The organism is Variovorax sp. GW821-FHT09B01, from assembly GCF_059418345.1.
The window spans coordinates 158,669-175,590 of sequence record NZ_JBWKPQ010000006.1; the positions used below are offsets into that span (position 1 = coordinate 158,669).

17 protein-coding genes are annotated in these 16,922 nt (G+C 71.3%); 9 read left to right on the top strand and 8 right to left on the bottom strand.

The window, feature by feature from the left end; translation table 11 throughout:
* Window positions 1–24: 24 nt before the first annotated feature.
* Window positions 25–2,154, bottom strand: a complete 2,130-nt coding sequence (gene glgX, locus AC07RV_RS19725; protein WP_296789141.1) for a glycogen debranching protein GlgX — start codon at window positions 2,152–2,154, stop codon at window positions 25–27.
* 223 nt (window positions 2,155–2,377) lie between these two features.
* On the opposite strand from glgX, the gene AC07RV_RS19730 reads away from it, so the two are divergent.
* Window positions 2,378–2,647: a hypothetical protein gene (locus AC07RV_RS19730; protein WP_057594242.1), complete on the top strand. Its 270-nt coding sequence runs from the start codon at window positions 2,378–2,380 to the stop codon at window positions 2,645–2,647.
* A gap of 34 nt (window positions 2,648–2,681) precedes the next feature.
* Here the strand turns inward: AC07RV_RS19730 and AC07RV_RS19735 are convergent, their stop codons facing one another.
* Window positions 2,682–2,969 carry a hypothetical protein gene (locus AC07RV_RS19735; protein WP_296789139.1) on the bottom strand — a complete coding sequence of 96 codons (288 nt, stop codon included), beginning with the start codon at window positions 2,967–2,969 and terminating at the stop codon, window positions 2,682–2,684.
* A gap of 204 nt (window positions 2,970–3,173) precedes the next feature.
* Here AC07RV_RS19735 and AC07RV_RS19740 point away from each other — a divergent pair, with 204 nt between their 5' ends.
* The 3 genes from AC07RV_RS19740 to AC07RV_RS19750 are packed head-to-tail and all read left to right on the top strand — an operon-like array spanning window position 3,174 to window position 6,318.
* Complete coding sequence (locus AC07RV_RS19740; protein WP_093342518.1) at window positions 3,174–3,752, top strand: biotin transporter BioY; 579 nt, start codon at window positions 3,174–3,176, stop codon at window positions 3,750–3,752.
* Window positions 3,752–5,158, top strand: coding sequence for an AMP-binding protein (locus tag AC07RV_RS19745; RefSeq protein WP_296789136.1), 1,407 nt, complete (start codon window positions 3,752–3,754; stop codon window positions 5,156–5,158). The genes AC07RV_RS19740 and AC07RV_RS19745 overlap by 1 nt, the downstream gene beginning before the upstream one ends.
* The gene (locus AC07RV_RS19750) at window positions 5,143–6,318 is read left to right on the top strand and encodes a thiolase family protein (RefSeq protein WP_444814151.1); all 1,176 of its coding nucleotides are present in this window, start codon (window positions 5,143–5,145) and stop codon (window positions 6,316–6,318) included. The genes AC07RV_RS19745 and AC07RV_RS19750 overlap by 16 nt, the downstream gene beginning before the upstream one ends.
* Window positions 6,319–6,325: 7 nt before the next feature.
* Here the strand turns inward: AC07RV_RS19750 and AC07RV_RS19755 are convergent, their stop codons facing one another.
* Complete coding sequence (locus AC07RV_RS19755) at window positions 6,326–7,045, bottom strand: nitroreductase family protein (protein ID WP_296789132.1); 720 nt, start codon at window positions 7,043–7,045, stop codon at window positions 6,326–6,328.
* Between the two features lie 79 nt (window positions 7,046–7,124).
* The gene (locus tag AC07RV_RS19760) at window positions 7,125–7,799 is read right to left on the bottom strand and encodes a DUF4844 domain-containing protein (RefSeq protein WP_296789130.1); all 675 of its coding nucleotides are present in this window, start codon (window positions 7,797–7,799) and stop codon (window positions 7,125–7,127) included.
* A 151-nt stretch (window positions 7,800–7,950) separates the two neighbouring features.
* On the opposite strand from AC07RV_RS19760, the gene AC07RV_RS19765 reads away from it, so the two are divergent.
* The 5 genes from AC07RV_RS19765 (at window position 7,951) to AC07RV_RS19785 (ending at window position 12,638) form a co-directional block, all read left to right on the top strand.
* Window positions 7,951–9,066, top strand: coding sequence for an ABC transporter substrate-binding protein (locus AC07RV_RS19765; protein ID WP_296789128.1), 1,116 nt, complete (start codon window positions 7,951–7,953; stop codon window positions 9,064–9,066).
* Between the two features lie 11 nt (window positions 9,067–9,077).
* A complete protein-coding gene (locus AC07RV_RS19770) occupies window positions 9,078–9,890 on the top strand; it encodes an ABC transporter ATP-binding protein (RefSeq protein WP_296789127.1) in 813 nt (270 codons plus the stop codon).
* Window positions 9,887–10,720, top strand: coding sequence for an ABC transporter permease (locus AC07RV_RS19775; protein ID WP_444814152.1), 834 nt, complete (start codon window positions 9,887–9,889; stop codon window positions 10,718–10,720). Before AC07RV_RS19770 ends, AC07RV_RS19775 begins: the two co-directional genes overlap by 4 nt.
* Window positions 10,713–11,729 carry a substrate-binding periplasmic protein gene (locus AC07RV_RS19780; protein WP_296789126.1) on the top strand — a complete coding sequence of 339 codons (1,017 nt, stop codon included), beginning with the start codon at window positions 10,713–10,715 and terminating at the stop codon, window positions 11,727–11,729. The genes AC07RV_RS19775 and AC07RV_RS19780 overlap by 8 nt, the downstream gene beginning before the upstream one ends.
* Window positions 11,730–11,846: 117 nt before the next feature.
* Complete coding sequence (locus AC07RV_RS19785) at window positions 11,847–12,638, top strand: hypothetical protein (RefSeq protein WP_296789125.1); 792 nt, start codon at window positions 11,847–11,849, stop codon at window positions 12,636–12,638.
* On the opposite strand, the gene AC07RV_RS19790 is transcribed toward AC07RV_RS19785, so the two are convergent.
* The 4 genes from AC07RV_RS19790 to AC07RV_RS19805 all read right to left on the bottom strand — a co-directional run bounded on the left by AC07RV_RS19790 (window position 12,635) and on the right by AC07RV_RS19805 (window position 16,867).
* Window positions 12,635–13,618: an ABC transporter substrate-binding protein gene (locus AC07RV_RS19790; protein WP_296789124.1), complete on the bottom strand. Its 984-nt coding sequence runs from the start codon at window positions 13,616–13,618 to the stop codon at window positions 12,635–12,637. The two genes, AC07RV_RS19785 and AC07RV_RS19790, sit on opposite strands and share 4 nt — an antisense overlap.
* Complete coding sequence (locus tag AC07RV_RS19795) at window positions 13,618–13,947, bottom strand: 4Fe-4S binding protein (RefSeq protein ID WP_057594253.1); 330 nt, start codon at window positions 13,945–13,947, stop codon at window positions 13,618–13,620. Before AC07RV_RS19795 ends, AC07RV_RS19790 begins: the two co-directional genes overlap by 1 nt.
* Window positions 13,944–15,575 carry an FAD-dependent oxidoreductase gene (locus tag AC07RV_RS19800; RefSeq protein WP_296789123.1) on the bottom strand — a complete coding sequence of 544 codons (1,632 nt, stop codon included), beginning with the start codon at window positions 15,573–15,575 and terminating at the stop codon, window positions 13,944–13,946. Before AC07RV_RS19800 ends, AC07RV_RS19795 begins: the two co-directional genes overlap by 4 nt.
* 110 nt (window positions 15,576–15,685) lie before the next feature.
* A complete protein-coding gene (locus AC07RV_RS19805; protein WP_472922558.1) occupies window positions 15,686–16,867 on the bottom strand; it encodes a YeeE/YedE family protein in 1,182 nt (393 codons plus the stop codon).
* Window positions 16,868–16,922: the final 55 nt, after the last annotated feature.

Here is a 16,922-nt window from a genome sequence, read left to right on the forward strand (position 1 = left end):
TTCCGTCACCGAAACGTCACGAACTCAGCGGCTCGTGAACACGAGCACCGAGCGCCCCGTCGCCAGATAGTCGCCGCGCGCCGCGTCATCGCCCACGCCCAGTGCCGGGTCGGCGCTGTCTAGCACCAGCGTCCACGCACCGGCGGGCGCGGCCGGCAGCGTGAAAGGCACGGCCTCGTGCCAGGCGTTGAACACCAGCAGCACGCTCGCGTCGTGCGCCGCGACCGGAATCGCCGACACCGGCGCGCGGCCGTCGAGCAGCAGCGCGAACGAACGCGTCTGCGGGTCGTCCCAGTGCGAGGGCTGCATCTCCTCGCCGGCCGGCGTGAACCAGGTCGAGTCCTTGGCGCCGATGTCCTCGAACCAGGCACCGGCCAGGAAGCGGTTGCGCCGCAGCACCGGGAATTCCTTTCGCAGCGCGAGCAGGCGGGCCGCGAAGTCGCTCAGTGCGCGCCCTGCTTCGCCACCGGCCGCGGCCCAGTCGACCCACGAGATCTCGTTGTCCTGGCAGTAGGCATTGTTGTTGCCCTGCTGCGTGCGGCCGAACTCGTCGCCGGCCAGCAACATCGGCGTGCCCTGCGACAGCAGCAGCGTGGCCAGCAGGTTGCGCTGCTGGCGCGCGCGCAGCGCGAGCACGGCCTCGTCGTCGGTCGGACCTTCGACGCCGCAGTTCCACGAGCGGTTGTCCGAATGGCCATCGCGGTTGTCCTCGCCGTTGGCCTCGTTGTGCTTGTCGTTGTAGCTCACGGTATCGGCCAGCGTGAAGCCATCGTGCGCGCTGATGAAGTTGACGCTGGCCCAGGGCCGGCGCCCGCGGTGGTTGAAGCGCTCACCGCTCGCGGTGAGGCACTGCGCGAGCTTGCCCGCCGTGCCTTCCTCGCCCTTCCACCAGGCGCGCACGGTGTCGCGGAACTGGTCGTTCCACTCGGCCCAGCCGGGCGGGAAGCCGCCGACCTGGTAGCCGCCGGGGCCGATGTCCCAGGGCTCGGCGATCAGCTTCACGCTCGAGAGCACCGGGTCCTGCCGGCAGCTCTTGAGGAAGCCACCGCCTTCGTCGAAGCCATGCGGCTCGCGCGCGAGGATGGTCGCGAGGTCGAAGCGGAAGCCGTCCACGCGCATCTCAGTCACCCAGTAGCGCAGGCTGTCGGTCACCATCTGCAGCACGCGCGGATGGCTGAGGTTCACGGTGTTGCCGGTGCCGGTGTCGTTGATGTAGTAGCGCGGCGTGTCGGGCAGCAGCCGGTAGTAGCTCGCGTTGTCGATGCCCTTGAACGAGATCGTCGGGCCGAGCTCGTTGCCCTCGGGCGTGTGGTTGTAGACCACGTCGAGGATCACCTCGAGGCCGTGCGCATGGAAGCGGTCGACCATGTGCTTGAACTCGTCGATCTGCGGTCCGTCCATGTAGCGCGGGTCGAGCGCGAAGAAGCCGATGGTGTCGTAGCCCCAGAAGTTGGTCAGGCCCTTCTCGAGCAGCGAGGACTGGTTCAGGAACATCTGCACCGGCAGCAGCTCCACGCTGGTCACGCCGAGCGCGCGGATCGGTGCCAGCACCTCGTCGCGCGCCATGCCCGCGAAGGTGCCGCGGAACTGCTCGGGCACCTGCGGATGCTGCATGGTGAAGCCGCGCACATGGGTCTCGTAGAACACGGTCTCGGGCCAGGGCACGCGCAGCGCATCGGTCTGCGTCCACTCGAAGCGCGAATCGACCACCACGCACTTGGGCACCAGCGGCGCGCTGTCGCGCTCGTCGAAGCTCAGGTCGCCGTCGGCATGGCCCACGGTGTAGCCGAACAGCTCGGGGCCCCACTTCAGCGTGCCCATGTAGGCCTTGGCATAGGGGTCGAGCAGCAGCTTGTGGTGGTTGAAGCGGTGGCCCTTCTCGGGCTCGTAGGGACCGTGCACGCGCAGGCCGTAGCGCGCGCCGGGTTGCAGGCCGGGCACGAAGCCGTGCCAGATCTCGTCGGTGTACTCGGGCAGGGTGACGCAGCCCACCTGCGTGGTGCCGGCCTCGTCGAAGATGCAGACGTCGACCCGCGTGGCATGCGCCGAGAACACGGCGAAGTTGACGCCGTCGCCGTTGAAGCTGGCGCCGAGCGGGTGCGCGGTGCCTTCGAGCACCGTCAGGGGGGTCGGAACGTGAGGGGTGTCGGCCATGGCGTGTGGGTGATCGGGCTGAGGGGTTGCGGGAAGGGACGGCAAAGTCTCCGTGTCCCCCGTGCCCGCGTGCGGCAGCACTTGGCGCAGCCTCGCGTAGGCGGCGCGCCCGTCATCCGGCCACACCGGCCGGCGGCTCATAATGCGGCCCGTCGCCGGCCCCGGAACCCCGGGGTCCCTGCCCGAGTCCACCACGGCTCCTTTGCAACCGCACTCCTCTCCCATGACCGACAAAGAACGCCTCGACTACCTCCAGGGACAAGTGGCCGCGCTCAAGAGCTTCTGCCTGGCCCTGATGTCCTCGCACCCCAATCCCAGGCTGCTGTTCGACCGGATGGAACGATTCGGCAACCAGCAGGCGGGCATCCTGCTGGGCCAGCCCACCTCGGATGCGCTGCTGCAGGGCGCCGATGCCATGCGCGACCAGCTCCTGGCCTATGCCAGGGAACTGCAGGCGGCGATCGACAAGAAGTCGGAAGCCGACAAAGCCTGACGCCCGCGTTCGGCTGTCGGGGCCGCCCGAGCCGCTATCGCGCGTTCAGGTCGGTCGAGGTCTCGAACTCGATGCCGCCGACGAACTTCTGCAGGAAGTTGTAGATCAGGCAGCCGATGGCCACCGCGCAGTAGGCGAAGACCAGGTACATGAGCGGCGCGAGCAGCAGGAGCAGCAGCGACGGCCCGCTCTTGCCGGCCGGCTGCACCAGCGCGAACAGCAGCGCGAAGGGCACGAGGAACACCAGCGAGGTGACCGCCATCATGACGCCGAACACCTTGCCGTTCTGATGCGGTGAGAGTCGCGAGATCTGTTGTTTCATGGGGCGGCGCCTCCTCGCGCCTGGGTTCGAAATCGGACGGATAGCGTACCAGCGCGGGCCTGGCGGCGACGGTGTTACGCTCTCGGGCGCCCTCCTGCCCGCCCCCATGCAGGCAGTGAAGGCCCAGCCACCCGCGGCCCGTCCGCCACGCAAGGAAGCCAAGGCCACGGCCTGCAGCGCAACCTTCCCCGACATTCCATTTCCATGTCCACCTCCACCCCGATCACCTCCTCCCGCACGCTGTCCTACGTCGCGCTCTTCGCCGCGCTGATCGCCGCCCTGGGCGCCGTTCCGCGCATCGACCTGGCCCTGGGCGTGCCGATCACGCTGCAGACCCTCGGCGTGATGCTCGCGGGCTGCCTGCTCGGCCCGCGCCGCGGCTTTCTGGCGGTGGCACTGCTGCTCGTGGGCGTGGCGCTCGGCCTGCCGCTGCTGTCCGGTGGCCGCGGCGGACCGGGCGCGTTCGTGACGCCCTCCGCCGGCTTCCTCGTGGGCTGGCTGTTCGGCGCCTTCGCCTGCGGCTGGATCATGCGGCGCTTCGCCGCCGCGCGCGGACGCACGCTGTTCGCCGCGGCGCTGGCCGCCTCGTTCATCGGCGGCATCGTCGTGGTCTACCTGTTCGGCATCGCGGGGCTGTCGCTGGTGGCCCACCTGCCGCTGCAGAAGGCGGCGCTTGCGAGCCTGGTCTTCGTGCCGGGCGACCTCGTCAAGTGCGTGGTCTGCGCGCTGGTGGTGCAGACGGTGGCACGCGGCCTTCCGAGCTGGCGTCTCGATCGCGACTGATGACCGGCCCGGCGCCCGATTTCCGGACCGTCCACGCGCCGCTCGCCTGGTGGGCGCGGCACACGCCCGATGCGCTCGCGCTCGACGATGGCCACACGCGACTGAGTTTCGCCGAGCTCTCGGCCCGCGTGGCGGCCGAAGCCGCCGCATTGAACGAGGCGGCAACGCCGACGGTCGCCTGGGCCAGCGCGAGCGCCTCGCCGGCCGACCAGCTCGCGAGCTTCCTCGCGATCCTCGCGAGCAACCGCACCGCGGCCGTCGGCGATCCCGACTGGCCGCAGCCCATCAGGGACAAGGTGCAGACGCGCATGGCACAGCACCTGGGCACGGCCGCCGACCTCGAGGAAGCGGACGCGAACACGCCCTTCTACATCGGCTTCACCTCGGGCAGTACCGGCGTGCCCAAGGGCTTCCGGCGCACGCACGGATCGTGGACCCACAGCTTCGAGATCTGCGTGCAGAGCTTCGGCCCCGCCACCGGCACCACCGTACTGGTGCCGGGCCGGCTCTCGCATTCGCTGTTCCTGTTCGGCGCGCTGCTGGGCCTGTGGACCGGTGCGGGCATGCGCCTGCAGCGCCAGTTCTCGGCGGCCGCCGCGCTCGACACGCTGCAGCGCGGCCTCGCGGGCAGCCTGGTCGCCGTACCCAGCCAGCTGCTGCTGATGCTCGAGCATGCGCAGCGCCATGGCCTGGCGCCCGTAACGGGCACGCGCCTCGTGATGATCAGCGGCGCCCCGTGGCCGCGCGCGCGCACCGCGGCGCTGCGCGCGCTGTTTCCCGAGGCACGCATCATCGAGTTCTATGGCGCCTCGGAAACCTCGTTCATCGCCTGGGCCGACAGCGACGAGGCGCTGCCCGACGACGTGGTCGGCCGGCCCTTCGCCAATGTCGAGCTCAGGATCGAGCCGCCCCTGCCCGGACTGATCTACGTGCGCAGCCCCATGGTGTTCAGCGACTACGTGACGCTGACGGCCGAGGAAGACGGCACCGCCGTGCTGCGCGACGGCGACTGGCTCTCGGTGCGCGACATGGGCCATGTGGACGAGGACGGCTTCCTGCACCTGGTCGGCCGGCAGCAGCGCATGCTGCTCGTGCAGGGCAAGAACCTGTTCCCCGAGGAAGTCGAGAACGTGCTGGCCGGGCATCCGGCGATCGCGGCCGCGTCGATCCAGGGGCTGCCGCATCCGCTGCGCGGCATGGAGGCCGTGGCCTTGCTCGCGCTGTCGGCACCGCTCTCGCGCGAGGAACTGCAGGCCTGGTGCCGTGACCGGCTCGAGCCCTTCAAGCTGCCGCGGCGCTTCTACCTCGTCGACGCCTGGCCTCGCACGCCGAGCGGCAAGACGGATCACGCGGCCCTCGCGCGGCGGTTGGCCGACATGCCGACGACGCAATGGGAGCGGCTGTGAGCCCACCCGTGATCCTGGGCTGGGCCCGCAGCGCGGTGGTGCCGGTCGGCGGTGCACTCGGCGCACTGGCGGCGCACGAGATCGGCGCGCCGGTGCTACAGGCGCTGCTGGCGCGCGCCGGTGTTCCGGCACAAGCGGTCGATGCGGTCGTCGCCGGCAACGCGCTCGGCGCGGGCGGCAATCCCGCGCGCATGGTCGCGCTGGCGGCCGGCCTGCCGGACCACGTCGCCGCGCTGTCGGTCGACACCCAGTGCTGCGCGGGCCTCGATGCCCTGACCCTGGCCGCCGGCCTGCTGGCCAACGGCAATGCCGCCATCGCGATCGCGGGCGGCGTCGAGGCCTGGAGCCGCGCTCCCATCCGCCAGCATCGCCCGCGCGATGCCGGCGAGGCGCCCGTGCCCTACGACCGCCCTGCCTTCGCGCCCGATCCGGCGCGCGATCCCGACCTGCTGCTCGCCGCCGCGCGCCATGCCGCGCTGCATTCGATCGGCCGCGCGCAGCAGGATGCTTTCGCCGCAGAAAGCCATGCGAAGGCGCTCGCATGGCGCGAACGCATGTCGCAGGAGATCGTGCCCATCGGCGATGCCACGCACGACAGCTATGCGCGCGAACTCACGGCCTCGCGCGCGGCCCGCATGCCGATCGAGGCGGTCGCCGACACGCTGTCCGACCCGGTCCTTGCACTAGAGATGGCCGTCAGCCGCCTCGCGATCGCGCCGCGCGCCGACGGCGCCGCCTTCGTGCTGCTCGCCACGCCGCAGGCCGCGGCCGCGTTGAAGATCGCGCCGCGCTTCCATTGGCTGGGTGGCACCTCGATCGGCGTGGCGCCGGAGATGCCGATGCTCGGCGCCTCCACCGCCGCCGACGCGCTGCTGCGCCGTGCCGGCCTCGATGCGGACGCGCTCTGGGGCGCGGAGCTGCACGAAGCCTTTGCCGTGCAGGCGTTGTCTTTCATCCAGGCATTGGGTTTACAGCCCTCGCGCCTGAACCGTGGCGGCGGCGGCCTGGGCCGCGGGCATCCGATCGGCGCCTCGGGCGCGATCAGCCTGGTGCGCCTGCTCGCCGACATGGCGCACGATGCCCCGTCGGGTGCGCACGGCCTCGCCGCCATCGCCGGCGCGGGTGGCCTGGGCGCTGCGGGGCTGGTGCAGCGGCGCTAGGCTCCAGCTAGCGAATCACGCGAAAGAAGTCGTCGAGCGGCCGCCGCGCGGTCCGCACGGCGTTCTCGGGCGCCTGCGGATCGGCATAGCCCAGCGCCAGGCCGCAGACGACGTGGTGCTCATCGCCCAGCCCCAGCGTCGAACGCACCAGGCCCGGATAGGACGCGATCGCGCCGATCGCGCAACTGCCGATGCCCTGGGCGTTCGCAGCCATCATCAGCGCGAACAGGCACATCCCCAGGTCCATGTAGCAGCCGCTGCCCATGCGTGCATCGATCACCACCAGCAGCGCCACGGGTGCATCGAAGAAGCGGAAGTTGCGCTCGAACTGCGCATCGCGCGCCGCCCGGTCCTCGCGTGCCGCCCCCAGCGCGCCATAGAGCGCCTGCGCCGCCGCGACCTGGCGCCGGCGCAGGCTGTGGGGCATCGGGCGCGGAAAGTAGCTGTAGTCCTCGGCTTCCTGCTCGCCATTGCGGAATGCGCCCACCAGCGCCGCGCTCAGCCGCGCGCGGGCCTCGCCTTCTAGCGAGATGAACTCGCCGGGCTGCAGATTCGCGCCGCTCGGGGCGCGGCGTGCCTGGATCAGGAGCTGTTCGAGGCAACCCTCGGGCAGGGCCTGGTCGGTAAAGCCGCGGGTCGAGCCGCGTTGCTCGAGCAGCGTCTGGAGTGCGAGGGGGTCGGGGACGGAAGAAGCGGCTGCCGGATCGGAAGCGAGAAGGCTGTGCATGCCGCATTTTCGCAAGCAATGCGAAGCACCCGCCGGCGCGGAAGGAAGCAGCCGCGCCGAGCATCCCAGCGCTCGGATTTCACAAGGCCTTCGTATAGAGAAAGCGATCCTTCACCATCCAGACGATCGCCCCCTTCGGCTGCCTCGTCAACGACAGCATGAACCCCGGATCGTTCGGCTTCATCCACAGTTGCATGCCACCCGCCACGGTCGTCGGCGGGCCGAGGGCGGCCACGAGAAAAGCCTCGGCGTTCTCGACGCGCAGCGCCTCGAGCTTCGCCGCGAAGCCTCGCTCCTCGGCCGTCATCGCCGCCAGGGCCTGCGCGTTCCTCGCCGCTGGCGATTGCCCCGGATCGAATCCGTAGAGCAGGCGGTTCAGCACGCCGTTCGAACTCTCCACGCCCAGAATGCCCATCAGCTCCTCGAAGTAGCCCACCGCGCGCTCGCGTTCCTCGGTGTCCTCGTTCTCCCAGGCGGGATAGGCGGCCTTGAACGCGGCCATGAGCTTCTCCTTGGGATTCGGCCGGTCCGCGAGCGGCTGCAACTGCATGGCCAGCGCATTGATCGTGGCCTCGAAGCGCAGGCGCTCCGGCTCGTTCATCGCGCCCGGGTACAGGGCTTCCGGCAGGAATTTCTTCTTGGCGATGAATGCGGACAGCGCCCGGGCCTGGGGGCCCGGCGGTGTGGAAGGCGAAGGTGGAGCGGCCATGGCGAGCTGACAGAAGAGGACGAGGGCGAGCAGGAAGACGCGCATGCCGCGCACCATACCTCCAGTCGATGCCGCCCGGCGTCCCCGCTTTCCCCACTCCCCGCATATCCATGCATGGATTTCTTCGTTGGTCCGGCACCGGCCGCTTCCTAGCATCGGCCATCCCTGTTCAGAGGCAGTTCCGCTGCCGGTCGCCATGTCCATCGAAAAGCTCTCCCCCTCCCGCGAATCCGCAACCGATGCGCTGCGCGCGCCCTCGCGCCGCGGCCTGCTGCAAACCCTCGTCTCGCTGGGCACGGTGGGCAGCCTCGGCGGGCTCGGCGCGGCCGCGCTCGTCGGCTGCTCGCGCGACGAGGCGAAGTCCGCTTCGGCCAACGCGCCGGCCATCGTCAGGAAGGCCGGCGACAAGGTCGCGTTCAAGTACCCCGACAACCCCTCGTTCGACCTGATCTACCTGGCCGACCAGCTCGGCTACTTCGAGGGCACGAACACGCGGCCGCAGTACGTGGGCAAGATCGCGGCGCCGCAGATCATTCCGCTCGTGGGCACCGGCGAGATCGACTTCGGCAGCCGCATGGTGCCGCTGGTGATCTCGGCCATCGCCTCGGGCGCCGACCTCAAGGTGGTGGCCGCCGGCGGCAAGACGCTGCAGGAAGCGCCGCACATGAAGTACTTCGTACGCAAGGACTCGGGCATCCTCAAGCCCAAGGACCTCGAGGGCAAGACCATCGGCTTCAACAGCTTCGGCGCCTGCGCCGAGTTCGTGACCAAGAAGTACCTGCGCCAGCATGGCGTGGACGTGAACAAGATCAACTTCGTGGTGGTGCCCGACGAGCAGGCCGAGCAGACGCTGGTCACGCGCAACACCGACCTCGCGATCATCCACGCGCCCTTCTCGGGCCGCGCCGACCATGCCGACGCGCTGGTGCGGCTGTGGAGCGACTTCGACCTCGACGGCGGCCTCGGCGGCATGGCGCCCTACAGCGCGCACGGCCGCTTCATCCGCGAGCATCCCGAGGCGGTGCGCGACGTGGTGACGGCGCTGGCCAAGGCCGGCAACTGGGTCAACGCGAATCCCGAGGAGGCGCGCAAGCTGGTCGCCAAGCGCATCAACATGGACCTGCAGAACGTGGACCGCTACGCCTACGTCGAGGACCTGGTGGTGACCGAGCCGCCGATCGAGTACTACGTCGACATCCTGCAGTCCGAGGGCAAGATCCCGGCCGGCAAGGTGGCGGTGAAGGACGTCTACACGAACGAGTTCAACCCCTACGCGCAGGCGCCCTCGCAGCCCGCCGCGGCGAAGACCTGAGCGGCGCGCGCATGAGCGGCATCAAGATCTCGGCGCGCGACGTGCGCATGGACTACGCGGCGCGCGGCGCGAGCGAGCGCGTGCGCGTGCTCGAGGGCTTCGACCTCGACGTGCGCGAAGGCGAGTTCCTCTCGGTGCTCGGCCCCTCGGGCTGCGGCAAGTCGACCTTCCTCGGCATCCTGGCCGGGCTCACCGAGCGCACCGGCGGTCGCATCGCCATCGACGGCCAGCCGGTCGCGGGCGTGCACCGCAACCAGGGCGTGGTGTTCCAGGGCTATGCGCTGTTCCCGTGGCTCACGGTGCTCGACAACATCGCGGTGGGCCTCGAGATTCGCGGCATCGGCAAGGCCGCGCGCCGCCGCACCGCGCAGGAGTACCTCGAGCTCGTGGGCCTGCACGGCTTCGGCGAACGCTATCCGCACGAGATCTCGGGCGGCATGAAGCAGCGCGTGGCGATCGCGCGCTCGCTGGCCTACCGGCCCGACGTGCTGCTGATGGACGAGCCCTTCGCCGCGCTCGACGCGCAGACGCGCGAGATCCTGCAGGGCGAGCTGCTGCGCATCTGGGAGCAGTACCGCAAGACCATCGTCTTCATCACGCACAGCCTCGAGGAGGCGGTCTACCTGTCCGACCGCGTGGCCGTGATGACGCAGCGGCCCGGCCGCATCAAGGCGATCATCGACATCCCGCTGGCGCGGCCGCGCTCGGCCGAGCTGCGCCATTCGCCCGAGTTCGCGGCCCTGCGCCAGCGCGCCTGGGAGGTGCTGAAGGACGAGGTGCAGATCGGGCTGAAGCCGCGTTCCCTCGAAGGAGTGGTCTCGTGAGCGCGGTGCTCGAAGGCGCGCCCGCCGCGCCCGCGCCGCGCCGCACGCTGGCGCGCTTCGCCCGGTTCGTGGGCCGCTTCGCCGAGCGCGCCGCCGGCATCGTGCTGTTCCTCGCGCTGTGGGAAGCGCTGCCGCGCCTGGGCATCGTGAGCGACGCCTACCTGAGCCCGCCCTCGGCCGTGCTCGCGAGCATCGGCCAGTTGCTCGACAACGGCCAGCTCTGGAAGCACGTGGCCGCGAGCCTGCAGCGCTCGCTCTGGGGCCTGGTGCTCGCGAGCAGCGCGGGCGTGCTGCTGGGCCTGCTGATCGGCGGCTTCCGCCGGCTCGCGGCCATCGTCGATCCCGTGCTGCAGCTGTTCCGCCAGACCTCGGCCTTCGCGCTGTTCCCGGTCTTCATCCTGTTCCTCGGCATCGGCGAGCTGTCGAAGGTGGCGATCATCTTCTGGGCCTCGTTCTGGCCGGTGCTGCTCAGCACGGTGAGCGGCGTGAAGCAGGTCGACCGGCTGCTCGTGAACTCCGCGCTGTCGATGGGCGCCTCGCGCCGCTTCGTCTTCTTCAAGGTGGTGCTGCCGGCCTCGCTGCCCTCGATCTTCACGGGCGTACGGCTCGCGGGCGCCTACAGCATCACGGCGCTGGTGGCGGCCGAGATGATCGGCGCGCACTCGGGGCTGGGCTTCCTCACGCTCAACTCGCAGGAGACCTTCCAGATCCCGACCATGTACGCCGGCATCCTGTTGCTGGCGGTGCTCGGGCTGCTGCTGAACTACCTGCTGGCGCTGCTCGAGCGCCGGCTGCTGCGCTGGCGGCGCGGGTTGAGCCTCGATGAGTGAGAACCCGCGTCCTTCCTCCGCCGTGGCCGGCCTGCTCGACGGCATCGGCCGCTGGCCCAGCCTGGTCGCGGCCGGGCCGGTGCTCGCGGTGGTCGCCGCGCTGGCCGCCGCCGGCGGTGCCTGGCCGAATGCCGCCAACGCACCGCGCGAGCGCGGCCTGTCGGGCCCCGCGCCCTGGCTCGCGTGGCTGCCTCCGCTGGCCGTGCCCGCGCTGGCCACGCCGCTGAACCAGTTGCCCAAGGGCCCGGTGCTCGCACGCGCGATCGCGCGCGGCGAACTGGTCGTCGGCGTGCGGCGCTATCCGCGCCCTGCCCCGCCCGGCTCGCCCACCCCGCCCGAACCCGATGCCTTCGACGCCACCCTGGCACGCGAGCTCGCGGCCTCGCTGGGCGTGAAGGCCGTGCTGGTCGGCCTCGCGCCCGACGAGCGCGACGAGGCGCTGCGCGACGGCCGCGTCGACCTGCTGGTGGCCGGCGTGCCCACGCAGGACCAGGGCGCGCGCACCGACGAAGGCGGCGCCGGCATCGATGCCGCGCCCGGCAGCTACGACACCGGCCGCGGCCAGGTGGTCGCGCTGCGCCGCGGCCGCGTGCAGGACGAAGAGGCGCTGCGCGGCGCCTCGGTCTGCGTCGGCGAAGGCTCGGGCTACGCGGGCGCGGTGGCGCTGCGCTATGGCGCCCAGCCGCGCAACTATCCCTCGGCAGTGCATGCGGCCTCGGCCTTCATGGCCGGCGAATGCGCGGCGCTGGCCGAAGACGCGCAGGTGCTCGAGCGGCTGATGGGCAACGAGGAATGGCGCTTCTACAAGCCGGTCGCGCAGGACCTGCGCGCACCGGCCGACGCGGCCGTGCGGCTCGCGGCCGGAGACGCCGTGTCGCGCGACTACATCGCCGCCGCGCTGCGGCGCTGGCGCGCCGACGGCACGCTCGCGCAGGCGCGGGGGGCGCGTGCGGGGAATCTGCAGTTCGAGATCACCTTGTTGAAGGATGGGTTGGTCTGCCATTCGTGAGTGGGGGAGGAAACGGGCTGCGCCAGCCTCGTTCGTGTCACGCGAGCTTCATGAAGACGGCGATCCGGCGCGCTATGGTCGGGCGGCTGCCACCATCGCCCATCCGAAGAAGCTCCGATGCGTTCCCTGCGTACCGTCATTTCCATCCTCTGGGCCCTCGCCGTTGCGATCCTGACCCCACTTGCAGCCAATGCGGCTCCGAATGCACCGGCCACTGGGCAAGCCGACGGCTTTCCGGTGAACACCGTGGTCTCCTGCGGCGTGGCCTTCGAACTCTCCTCCAAGTACCGGATCGGCCGGCCCGAACGAGCCGACAGCAAACATGGACCCGCGCCCCACTACCAGATAGGCAGGCCGGACTATCCCGAGAACCCATCCGGCGGGGACGAATGCCAGTTCACCGTCTGGATCGCGAAACCGAAGAACAGCGATCTCTACGAGTGCCACACGGACGGATATGCCTCCGCGCCGCCCTACGAGGTCTGCGATTGGTATCTTGCGTTCGGCCCCCTGCCCCTGGGCGCGGTGGGCACCGTCGTCGTCGGCCACGGCCGGTTGAACGACATGGGCCAGCGTGACCTGGGAGATTTTTTCTCCGACGAAGACGGCTGGCACCTGCCCAACGCCGTCTCCGGAAGCGTCACGCGCATGGACCCGACGCAACTGGCGGGCAAGTCCGCCCTGAAGGGGGAGTTCGTCTACAAGGGCGAATGGAATCGCGGCAAGACCAGCCGGTACGAGCACGTGTACGGCGGCACCAATGCGCAGCAGGGGTCCATCGTGCAACTGTCGCCCGACCTGCTCGTCGGCATCGTAGGCAATCCCATCCTGTCGGGCGATGCCTGGGCCACCAGATTCCGGACCAGCCTGCGCGTGGCCGCACCCGAGGATCTACGACCGCACCACTAGCCCTCACCCGCCCACTGCCACTGCGCCAACGCGAAGTCCTGCGTCACCAGCTTCTCCGCCAGCAGGAACTTCTTCACCTCCTCGATCAGTCCCAGCCCCTCGGCGGGATAGGCCGCCTCGGGGTACTGGCTCAGCGGATGCGAGGCCTTGACCGCCTCGATCGGGAAGCCGCTGACCTCGGCATGGAAGGCGTAGTAGGCCGCGCTGTCAGCGCGCATCTCGGCAATGGCCGCGCGGCGCGCGCGGGTCCAGGCGGCCGGCAGGCCGGGCGCGGTGGCGAGCAGCTTCGACGAAGCGACGATCACCGAGGTGCCGCGCAGGGTGGGATGGCGGTCGGCCTCGTCGATCACGGGGTAGCCGCGCGATGCGAGCAGCGGTCCGACGTCGATCTGGGCCGCGAAGGCGGCGATCGAGCGCTGGTCGAGCGCGGCCTCGCCGTCGCGCGGGAACATGTGGATCACCTTCACCGACTTCTGCAGGCCATGTTCCTTGAGCAGGCCCAGCACGTAGCGGTGCATGTAGGAACCGCGCGCCACGCCGATGGCCTGGCCCTCGAGCTCGCGCACGCTGCGCACGCCGTCGCGCGGCGTGAGCAGCCAGACGTTCATGCCCACGGTGTCGAAGCCGATCAGCCGCGCATCGAGCCCGCGCGAGCGCGCGACCACGGCGGGCGTGTCACCGTAGATGCCGACGTCGAGCACGCCCGAGATGAAGGCTTCGTTGAGGTCGGGTCCGTTCGGGAAGTTGCGCGTGACCACCTCCTTGAAGCCCAGCGGCGCGAGCTCGCGCTGCAAGAGACCCTGGCGCAGCGCCCAACCGGTGGCGGCCGCGGGCTTCTTGCCCGGACCGATGTAGCCCAGGCGCAGCACGCCTGCGCCCGATGCGCCCTGCGCGATCGAGAACAGCGGCAGCGTGGCCGCGGAAGCGGCGACGGCGCCGCGCAGCAGCCGCCGGCGGCCGGTATCGACGGGCGCCGCCATCAGTGCGCGCGCCGCAGCAGTTCGAAGCTGGCGTCGGCCGAGGCCGTCGATTGGCGGCCACGCCCCCAGCCGATGTCGCGGCGGTAGCTGCCCATCAGCGCCTGCGCGGCCACGTCGCGCTCCTCGGCGGTGGCGCCGCGGTCGGCGATCGGCGCGACGTAGAGCGCGTCCTCGGGGCAGTAGAGCTCGCACATGAAGCAGGTCTGGCAATCGTCCTGGCGCGCGATGCGCGGCAGGCCGCCGGGCACGGCCTCGAACACGTTGGTCGGGCAGGCGCTCACGCAGATGTTGCAGGCGGTGCAGCGTTCGGCGCTGATGAGCTCGATCATGCGGCCACCTCTTCCTCGGCGCGCCGTTGCACGGCGTGGCGTTGCACCCAGACCTCGTCGAGCCCGCCGCTCAAGAGGCGATGGCGCTGGGTCGGGTCGATGGCCGAATGCTCGCGCCGGCGGTGCATGCCGCGCGTCTCGGTGCGCTGCAGCGCGCTGCGGTACATCCAGCGCGAGGTGGCCAGCATGGCGGCCGCTTCGCGCGCGCGCACCGCGTCGGCCGCGCTGGCCGCCGGCGCGCCCTGGCGCAGGCGCTCCCACAGGTCGTCGAGCCGCGCGAGCGAATCGCGCAGCGCGTCGCCTTCGCGGAACCAGTTGCGTTCGTAGGGGAAGACCTCGGCCTGCACCGCGCGCACCACGGCCTGGCTGTCCCAGGCCTGCGCGCCGCGCGTGGACAGCGCGACGCCGCCGGCACGCAGGGCGATGCGTTGCGAACGCGCGCGCGCATAGCGCCCGAAATCGGCCGCGCCGGCGCCGGCCCAGAAACCCGAGGACAGCGCCCAGGCCGCGTTGTGGCTGCCGCCGCCGGTGAAGCCGCCGCAGATCAGCTCGCGCGTGGCCGCGTCGCCCGCGGCATAGAGGCCGGCCACGGTGGTGGCGCAGCTGTCGTCGACCAGGTGCAGGCCGCCGGTGCCGCGCACCGTGCCCTCGAGCCGCAGCGTGACGGGGAAATGCTGCTTAAAGGGGTCGATGCCCTGCCGGTCGAAGGAGACGAAGAAGTTCGGCTGCGCGGTGCGCATCCAGGCGCGGATCTGCGCGTCGGCGCGGTCGAGGCAGGCATAGACGGGTTGCGCCTGCAGCGTCTGCGCGATCACGCCGCGGCCCTTGGACGAACCCGCGCCCTCGATCGCCACGCCGTCGGCCGTGTAGAAGGTGGCCCAGTTGTAGAACAGTGACTTGGTGACCGACGAGAACGCCGGCCCGAGCCCGTAGGCATTGGAGAACTCCATGCCCGACAGGGCCGCGCCGACCTCGGCCGCCATCAGCTGGCCGTCGCCGGTCAGCACGTTGCAGCCCAGCGCGCGGCTCAGGAAGGCGCAACCGCCGGTGGCGATGACCACGGCGCCGGCGCGCGCCACCCAGCTTTCGCCGCTCTGCCGGTTCACGCCGGTGGCGCCGCAGACGGTGCCGTGCTCGTCGACCAGCAGCTCGAGCACCGGGCTGTGGTCGAGGATGCGCGCGCCCGCGGCCTTCACGCGCTTGCGCATCAGCCGCATGTACTCGGGGCCCTGCAGCGAGGTGCAGCGCAGCGCGCCCTGGTCGTCGACCGGGAACGGATAGCCCCATTCCTTGAGCGTCTCGACGTTGCGCCAGGTCTGCTCGAGCACGCGGTCCATCCAGGCGTGCTCGGCCAGCTGGCCGCCCATCGCGAAGCGGCTGGCCTTGGCCTCCTCGCGCGCCGTGCCTTCGGCCGGCACGTGCCACAGGCCGGTGCCCGAGGGCGCGGTGGCGCCCGAGGTGCCGCAGAAGCCCTTGTCGGCCAGCAGCACGCGCGCGCCGCGCGCGGCGGCGCTCACCGCGGCCCAGGCGCCGGCCGGGCCGCCGCCGATCACCAGCACGTCGGCCTCGTGCCGCGTGCCGCCATCGGCGCCCGAAAGAAGCTGCCGCTCGAAATCCCTGGCGCCCATGTCGCGTGTCCTCTGCTGCAAGAAAGAAAAGAGGACCGACCGTAGCGCCGGCTCGGGCGCGGCACAAAGAAGGAATGCGTGCTTCGATATGCGCGGCCCTGGAATGCCGCTCAGGTACCCAGCCGCAGCCTGAGCCCGGCCCAGACCGCCAGCAGCACGGCCGCGCCGAACACCCAGCCCGAGAGCGCGCCGGCCATGGTGCCCGACAGCAGGTTGCCGACGGTGCAGCCCAGGCCGGTCATCGCGCCCCAGCCGAGCAGCAAGCCGCCGCCGAGCCCGCGCGCGATCTGCGCCGGCCGCGGCCACGCGGGCCGGAACTGCCCGCTCGCGAGCGCGGCCGCGAAGGCGCCGGCGACGAGGCCGCCGACCAGCAGCGCGTTCGGCGTCTGCCACAGGCTCTGCGCCACGGCCGTGACGCAGCCCGCGAAGCCGTCGAGGCCCTCGAGCCGCTGCGGCAGCAGGCCCTGCCCTTCGCCGGCCGCGCGCGCCGCGCTGCCGAGCGCGGCCGTCACGCCCAGCGGCCGCAGCCGCAGCACCACGATCACGGCGATGGCGCCCACCGCGAGGCCGCCCCAGACGTAGGGCCAGCGTCCTCGCAGCAGCGCGCGCAGCGCGGCGCCGAAGCTCGCGGGCACCGCGGCGTTCCGCGCGGGCGGCAGACGTCGCCACAGCAGCGCGCTCGCGAGCGCGAGCACCGCGAGCTGCAGCGCGGCCGAGCCCGCATAGCCCAGGTGATGCGGCAGCCAGGGCACGGGCGCGGTGGCGATGGTCGCGCTGTAGAGCGGGTTCCAGGTGTTGAAGCCGAGCACGAAGCCCAGCGCCGCGCCCGCGAGCGCGAAGGGCGCGGTGGGCGAGCCTTCGCCGAGCCGGTACCAGTGCGCGCTGATGCACGAGCCCGACACCACCATGCCCGCGCCGAAGGCCAGGCCCGCGAGCACCAGCGCCCAGCTCACCGGGCCGATGTGCGCATCGGGCGGCAGCCGGCCCGGCTGCGGCACCGGCAGCCAGCCGCTCATCACCACGTGCATGCCGAGCGTGCCCACCGCGAGCGCCGCGACGATCGCGAGCAGGCCGCGCGCGTCGCCGCGCTCGAAGTAGTCGCGCGCATGGCAATAGAAGCAGAAGCGCGAGCGCTGCAGCACGATGCCGAGCACCGCGCCGATGCCGAGCGCGAAGGCCAGCGCGCGGCCGCCGCTGCGCTCGCCGAGCAGGTGCACGCCGGCCGCGAGCAGCACGAGCACGACCGACGCCGTGGCCAGCGCGGGCCAGCGCGCCGCGCCCGTGCCATCCAAAAAAAACGAGCCCGAAGGCTCGCCCAATGCCGTCCGCGCTTGCTGCGGACGGCCA

Excerpts from the sequence above, each read along its gene's own strand:
- AC07RV_RS19795 (WP_057594253.1), bottom strand. The coding sequence starts at position 13,947 with ATGATCGAGCTCATCAGCGCCGAACGCTGCACCGCCTGCAACATCTGC.
- AC07RV_RS19740 (WP_093342518.1), top strand. The coding sequence starts at position 3,174 with ATGTCCACCTCCACCCCGATCACCTCCTCCCGCACGCTGTCCTACGTC.
- AC07RV_RS19790 (WP_296789124.1), bottom strand. The coding sequence starts at position 13,618 with ATGGCGGCGCCCGTCGATACCGGCCGCCGGCGGCTGCTGCGCGGCGCC.
- AC07RV_RS19750 (WP_444814151.1), top strand. The coding sequence starts at position 5,143 with ATGGGAGCGGCTGTGAGCCCACCCGTGATCCTGGGCTGGGCCCGCAGC.
- AC07RV_RS19800 (WP_296789123.1), bottom strand. The coding sequence starts at position 15,575 with ATGGGCGCCAGGGATTTCGAGCGGCAGCTTCTTTCGGGCGCCGATGGC.
- AC07RV_RS19735 (WP_296789139.1), bottom strand. The coding sequence starts at position 2,969 with ATGAAACAACAGATCTCGCGACTCTCACCGCATCAGAACGGCAAGGTG.
- AC07RV_RS19765 (WP_296789128.1), top strand. The coding sequence starts at position 7,951 with ATGTCCATCGAAAAGCTCTCCCCCTCCCGCGAATCCGCAACCGATGCG.
- AC07RV_RS19745 (WP_296789136.1), top strand. The coding sequence starts at position 3,752 with ATGACCGGCCCGGCGCCCGATTTCCGGACCGTCCACGCGCCGCTCGCC.
- AC07RV_RS19755 (WP_296789132.1), bottom strand. The coding sequence starts at position 7,045 with ATGCACAGCCTTCTCGCTTCCGATCCGGCAGCCGCTTCTTCCGTCCCC.
- glgX (WP_296789141.1), bottom strand. The coding sequence starts at position 2,154 with ATGGCCGACACCCCTCACGTTCCGACCCCCCTGACGGTGCTCGAAGGC.
- AC07RV_RS19770 (WP_296789127.1), top strand. The coding sequence starts at position 9,078 with ATGAGCGGCATCAAGATCTCGGCGCGCGACGTGCGCATGGACTACGCG.
- AC07RV_RS19730 (WP_057594242.1), top strand. The coding sequence starts at position 2,378 with ATGACCGACAAAGAACGCCTCGACTACCTCCAGGGACAAGTGGCCGCG.
- AC07RV_RS19785 (WP_296789125.1), top strand. The coding sequence starts at position 11,847 with ATGCGTTCCCTGCGTACCGTCATTTCCATCCTCTGGGCCCTCGCCGTT.
- AC07RV_RS19780 (WP_296789126.1), top strand. The coding sequence starts at position 10,713 with ATGAGTGAGAACCCGCGTCCTTCCTCCGCCGTGGCCGGCCTGCTCGAC.
- AC07RV_RS19760 (WP_296789130.1), bottom strand. The coding sequence starts at position 7,799 with ATGCGCGTCTTCCTGCTCGCCCTCGTCCTCTTCTGTCAGCTCGCCATG.